The organism is Ruegeria sp. BHSB056 (assembly GCF_059613305.1).
In genome coordinates, this window is record NZ_JBXWSG010000155.1 from 1 (window position 1) to 3,788 (window position 3,788).

Here is a 3,788-nt window from a genome sequence, read left to right on the forward strand (position 1 = left end):
ACTTCGGGTTCAACCACAACGATCTTCGGTGCGTCGCCCCAGGTTTTTCGCGCATAAGCCGCAACAGCTCCAGCCAAACCGCCCACACCTGCTTGCAACAGAATATGCGTCGGAACCTCGGGGCACTGCCTGACAGCCTCTGCCGCCATTTGCAAATACCCTTCCATGAGAGTCCATGGCAGGTCAAAATATCCATCCCACGAACTGTCCGACAGCAATATCCATCCGTTTTCGTCGGCAGCCGTTCTCGCTGCCCCCATACTGGCAGCATAGTCAGCACCACTTCGAACAACCTCGGCTTTTTGGTCTTTCAGACGTTCCGCAAAGGTTTCGGGCACCGTTTCAGCAATGTAGACGACAGCCTTCGCGCCGAAAATTCTGGCACCCGCCGCAACACTCATGCCGTGGTTTCCCGCGCTGGCGGTCACATAGGTTGTGCCAGCCAGTGTTTGTTCATCCGGTTCGCTTGACCTCTCGGCCGCATGACGCGCAATTACATAGGCCGCCCCTAAAGCTTTGAACGAACCTAGGTTCATCCGCGCCCGTTCATCCTTCACCCAAAGCTGGGATACAGGGGCAAGTTTCCTGGCATCCACCATCGGTGTTTGTTTCGCGACAGGACACTGAGTAAGCAAATCCGCAACCCGGGCTGCATCGGTCGAAGGATAGGGTGCTGATGGTGCAAGCTTTTGGCCCCCCCGATGTGGATTGGTGATGATCTGCATACGCCTTCCCCCAATTGTTCATCTGGTGACGTGACCCTATCGATGGAACACTGTCAATCAACCTCTGCCGTCAGTCAGAGACGTCGACGACCTTCGGGGTCTGTTCTGTTACCAACGACAACACCCAGTCGTGAAACAACCGGGCAGCCGGGTTGGTGGCGTTGGACGAAAGATAGTACCCTTCGTTGCTGTCAACCGAACATTCATGCGCGCGTTCGACCAGACCAGCGGCAATCGCATGGGTCGTCAGTAATTCGCTGACCAAAGCGACACCGCTGCCATGAACGGCCAGTTGCAGAGCCATCCCAAATGTATCGACAAAAACGCCAGGTTGGCGGCGTAAGCCCTGTTTTTCAAACCACGTGCCCCATCCGCTTGATGTCCCGACAGCCTCGATCAGAGGCAGGTCAAACACATCTCCCGCGACCGTCGGGGATTTCACGGGAACCAGCCGATCAGGCATCAGGCGCACCGCGCCCTGCCCCACCTGTTTCTTTGACCCGAACCGAACCTGAACATCAGCGTGGGATGCGTGGAAATCGTCGGGCCAGATCGCACTGAGAAGCCGAACGCGAACTTCAGGATGGCGTCTGGTAAAATCTGACAGGTATGGGGCAATAACCCAATGAGCGATGCTAACAGACGTGGCGACAGTCAAGATGTCTCCGGACGCGCTGGCGTCCACGCGCCCGGCAGCCGCGGCAAGCGCTTCAAGCGCGCTACCAACCTCGGGCAATAGTTTACGCCCCGCATCCGTCAGCGCCAAGCTTCTGGGGTGCCTCACAAAAAGAGCTGTCCCCAAACGCATTTCGAGCGATTTCACCTGCTGACTGACCGCCGATTGCGTCAACCCAATCTCTTCGGCAGCCGCCGTAAAGCTAAGCGTTCGTGCAGCTGCCTCGAAGGATCGGATCCATGTCAGCGGTGGAAGAGATTTGCCCATTTGATCAAGCTATCCATTAGTCTTTTTAATGGCAAAGCACATAATTCAATCATTTGTCAAAAACCCCGTCCGTTTTTAACGTTTGCGAGCGCGACAGGAGAATTTTCATGCAACCGGAAATACGCAAGATCGTCACCTACGATGAGGAGGTCCTTGTCGAGGGCTTCCGAGCCGCCAAGACCCCGTGGCGCATGTTTGCCGTGGCCGCAGTGGTTCACAACCCTTGGGCGGGCCGGTTTGTGGAAGACCTTAAACCCGAGATTCAAGCCTACGGCCCTGTTCTGGGCGAGATGATGACGAAACGCATGATCAAACTGGCCGGGAGTGGTGAGGCAATCGAAGCCTATGGCAAAGCCGCTGTGGTCGGGCTGAATGGTGAGGTCGAGCACGCTTCGGGTCTTATTCACACGTTGCGCTTTGGCAATCACTACCGTGAGGCCGTCGGCGCGAAATCCTATCTGGCGTTCACCAACACACGTGGTCCGGCAAACGCGCCGATCATGGTGCCGTTGATGGATAAAAACGATGCTGGGCGGCGGTCGCACTACCTGACAATTCAGTTCTCGATTTCTGACGCACCGCGCGATGACGAAGTTGTCGTCGTATTGGGCGCAGCAACCTCGGGCAGACCACACCACCGTATCGGTGACCGTTATCAGGATCTCAAGGATTTGGGCCATGACCTGGACAACCCGGCCGCGGTCTGAGATCGGTGGGCTGGCGGCCATCCAGACCGGTTCGGGACAGAATATCATTCTGTTGCATGGTGTTGGCTTGCGGGCTGAAGCCTGGGGCGCACAATTGGACGGGCTGGCTTCCGAGGGTTGCCTGACCGCCCCGGACATGCCCGGTCATGGAGACAGCCCATTAACTGACCTGAGCATCAGGCTTTCGGCGTACACCGAAGCGGCACGGGTTGTTCTGGACTGCTTGAGTGGTCCGGTCGTTTTGGTGGGCCACTCGATGGGGGCCATGATCGCGCTGGATCTTGCAGCCAAAATGTCAGACCGGGTTTGTGGGGTCGTCGCATTGAACGCGGTTTTTGAGAGAGACGCGAATGCGGCACAAGCCGTGCGCGACCGTGCGGCGCAGCTGGATGGCAGGACGATCGCTGATCCCACCAGCACATTGAATCGATGGTTCGGAGACGTCGCCTCGGCCGAGCGCGATGCCTGCCGTAGATGGCTGATGGCTATGGACCCGGCTGCGTATAAAACGGCCTACTCCGTCTTCGCCCACAGCCGATGCCCCCGACGCGATACGTTGGAGAAACTAAGCTGCCCGGCGCTTTTTCTAACCGGCAGTCTTGAGCCCAATTCGACCCCGGAGATGTCACGTGCCATGGCGGACACCGCGATGAGCGGACGCGCGCAAATCATTGAAGGCGCTGCACATATGATGCCAATGACGCACGCACCTCAGGTCAACGCCGCCATTTCCAGCTTTCTGAATGAGCTGCGCCAATGACCGCGCTTGATCCTCGTGACCTTCGTCGTGCCTTTGGACGGTTCATGACCGGTGTGACGGTTGTGACGACGCGCGATGACGCAGGCACTCCACTCGGCTTTACGGCCAATTCCTTCACTTCGGTTTCTCTCGACCCGCCGCTGCTTTTGGTTTGTCCGGGAAAAAACCTGTCTTCTTATCACGAATTCGCAACCTGCGCCCGTTTCGCGGTGAACATTCTGGCCGAGGGGCAGGAAGATGTATCCAATACGTTTGCCGGGTTCAATGGTGATCGATTTGCCAAAGTCGATCACTGCTTTGATACGCACGACGTCCCTTTGATCAGAGAGGCAGTCGCAACGTTCTCCTGCCGAACTCATCAGGTTGTCGAAGCCGGCGACCATTGCGTTTTGATCGGTCAGGTCGAAACGTATTCTCAGAACGATGCCCCCGGGCTTGGCTATGCGAACGGGCAGTATTTCAGCCTCGGGCTGGAACGTGGCGCGCTGGAACCATCCGGGCGAAACGTGGTCTGCGGCGCAATCATCGAACAGGACGGGCACGTCTTGATGGAGAAAACAGAAGCCGGTTTCCGTCCGCCGCAAGTTTCGCTGTCAGATCGGCAGGACCTGCGAAACAGCCTTGTGCAGAACCTGACGGCCAGGAGTATCAAT

General features: G+C 57.3%; 5 protein-coding genes. 3 read left to right on the top strand and 2 right to left on the bottom strand.

Annotated elements, in window-relative coordinates; genetic code table 11:
• On the bottom strand, positions 1-725 hold a 725-nt coding region (locus tag AC2FND_RS19770; RefSeq protein ID WP_496771415.1), incomplete at its 3' end, for a pyridoxal-phosphate dependent enzyme.
• A 70-nt stretch (positions 726-795) separates the two neighbouring features.
• The gene (locus AC2FND_RS19775) at positions 796-1,668 is read right to left on the bottom strand and encodes a LysR family transcriptional regulator (protein ID WP_496771416.1); all 873 of its coding nucleotides are present in this window, start codon (positions 1,666-1,668) and stop codon (positions 796-798) included.
• A 107-nt stretch (positions 1,669-1,775) separates the two neighbouring features.
• Here AC2FND_RS19775 and AC2FND_RS19780 point away from each other — a divergent pair, with 107 nt between their 5' ends.
• The 3 genes from AC2FND_RS19780 to AC2FND_RS19790 all read left to right on the top strand — a co-directional run.
• The gene (locus AC2FND_RS19780; RefSeq protein WP_209504371.1) at positions 1,776-2,375 is read left to right on the top strand and encodes an amino acid synthesis family protein; all 600 of its coding nucleotides are present in this window, start codon (positions 1,776-1,778) and stop codon (positions 2,373-2,375) included.
• Positions 2,347-3,135 carry an alpha/beta fold hydrolase gene (locus tag AC2FND_RS19785; protein WP_496771417.1) on the top strand — a complete coding sequence of 263 codons (789 nt, stop codon included), beginning with the start codon at positions 2,347-2,349 and terminating at the stop codon, positions 3,133-3,135. Before AC2FND_RS19780 ends, AC2FND_RS19785 begins: the two co-directional genes overlap by 29 nt.
• The coding region (locus AC2FND_RS19790; RefSeq protein WP_496771418.1) for a flavin reductase family protein at positions 3,132-3,788 on the top strand (657 nt) is incomplete at its 3' end. The genes AC2FND_RS19785 and AC2FND_RS19790, both read left to right, overlap by 4 nt.

Bases quoted from the DNA above. Each gene is read 5' to 3' on its own strand.
- AC2FND_RS19775 (WP_496771416.1), bottom strand. From the start codon at position 1,668: ATGGGCAAATCTCTTCCACCGCTGACATGGATCCGATCCTTCGAGGCA.
- AC2FND_RS19780 (WP_209504371.1), top strand. From the start codon at position 1,776: ATGCAACCGGAAATACGCAAGATCGTCACCTACGATGAGGAGGTCCTT.
- AC2FND_RS19785 (WP_496771417.1), top strand. From the start codon at position 2,347: ATGACCTGGACAACCCGGCCGCGGTCTGAGATCGGTGGGCTGGCGGCC.